7 tRNA genes and 1 rRNA gene are annotated in these 999 nt (G+C 48.4%); all 8 read left to right on the plus strand.

Features of this window, described 5'->3' with window-relative positions:
* Positions 1-133: 133 nt before the first annotated feature.
* The 8 genes from rrf to D8785_RS09710 all read left to right on the plus strand — a co-directional run bounded on the left by rrf (position 134) and on the right by D8785_RS09710 (position 992).
* A 5S ribosomal RNA gene (gene rrf / locus D8785_RS09675) occupies positions 134-249 on the plus strand.
* Positions 250-375: 126 nt separating this feature from the next.
* A tRNA-Val gene (locus D8785_RS09680) sits at positions 376-448 on the plus strand.
* Positions 449-450: 2 nt separating this feature from the next.
* Positions 451-523 (plus strand) — tRNA-Asp (locus D8785_RS09685).
* 31 nt (positions 524-554) lie between these two features.
* Positions 555-627 (plus strand) — tRNA-Lys (locus D8785_RS09690).
* A 5-nt stretch (positions 628-632) separates the two neighbouring features.
* Positions 633-714 (plus strand) — tRNA-Leu (locus D8785_RS09695).
* Between the two features lie 17 nt (positions 715-731).
* A tRNA-Thr gene (locus tag D8785_RS09700) sits at positions 732-804 on the plus strand.
* Between the two features lie 23 nt (positions 805-827).
* A tRNA-Gly gene (locus D8785_RS09705) sits at positions 828-899 on the plus strand.
* Between the two features lie 7 nt (positions 900-906).
* Positions 907-992, plus strand: a tRNA-Leu gene (locus tag D8785_RS09710).
* Positions 993-999 lie beyond the last annotated feature (7 nt).

Raw genomic sequence — 999 nt, forward strand, 5'->3', positions numbered from 1 at the left:
AGTTGTGTGAGCAATGGAGCGGACTAATACTAATAGCTCGAGGACTTATCCAAAAAGTAACTGAGGATATTTACAGCAGTTTAGATTTTTGTTAGAATATAGGTATTCAATTTTGAATGTTCATCATTCAGAGTTAAGTGACGATAGCCTAGGAGATACACCTGTACCCATGCCGAACACAGAAGTTAAGCCCTAGAACGCCGGAAGTAGTTGGGGGTTGCCCCCTGTGAGATATGGTAGTCGCTTAGCAAGATAGGAAGTTAAAAGCTTCCTTTTTTGGGAGTTTAGCTCAGCTAAGGAGAACGTAAGTTCGACTTTGTCGAAACTGACGCAAGTCAGTGCACGACAGGGATCCAGTGAGTTAAACGACCATATGGGAGTTTAGCTCAGCTGGGAGAGCATCTGCCTTACAAGCAGAGGGTCAGCGGTTCGATCCCGTTAACTCCCATAGGTCCCGTAGTGTAGCGGTTATCACGTCGCCCTGTCACGGCGAAGATCGCGGGTTCGATTCCCGTCGGGACCGTAGGAACNNAGTTTCTAGAAGATAATGATACGACTCGTTAGCTCAGTTGGTAGAGCAATTGACTTTTAATCAATGGGTCACTGGTTCGAGCCCAGTACGGGTCATTATAGCGGGTTTGGCGGAATTGGCAGACGCACCAGATTTAGGATCTGGCGCTTTACGGCGTGGGGGTTCAAGTCCCTTAACCCGCATAAANGAATAATAATGAGCCGGCTTAGCTCAGTTGGTAGAGCATCTGATTTGTAATCAGAGGGTCGCGTGTTCAAGTCATGTAGCCGGCATTTTTTTATATAAAGAAACAGATGCGAACGTAGTTCAGTGGTAGAACACCACCTTGCCAAGGTGGGGGTCGCGGGTTCGAATCCCGTCGTTCGCTTGAGGAGGCCGGGGTGGCGGAACTGGCAGACGCACAGGACTTAAAATCCTGCGATTGGTAACGATCGTACCGGTTCGATTCCGGTCCTCGGCATAGACTT

It is taken from the genome of Streptococcus australis, assembly GCF_003943615.1.
Classification (GTDB): domain Bacteria; phylum Bacillota; class Bacilli; order Lactobacillales; family Streptococcaceae; genus Streptococcus; species Streptococcus australis_C.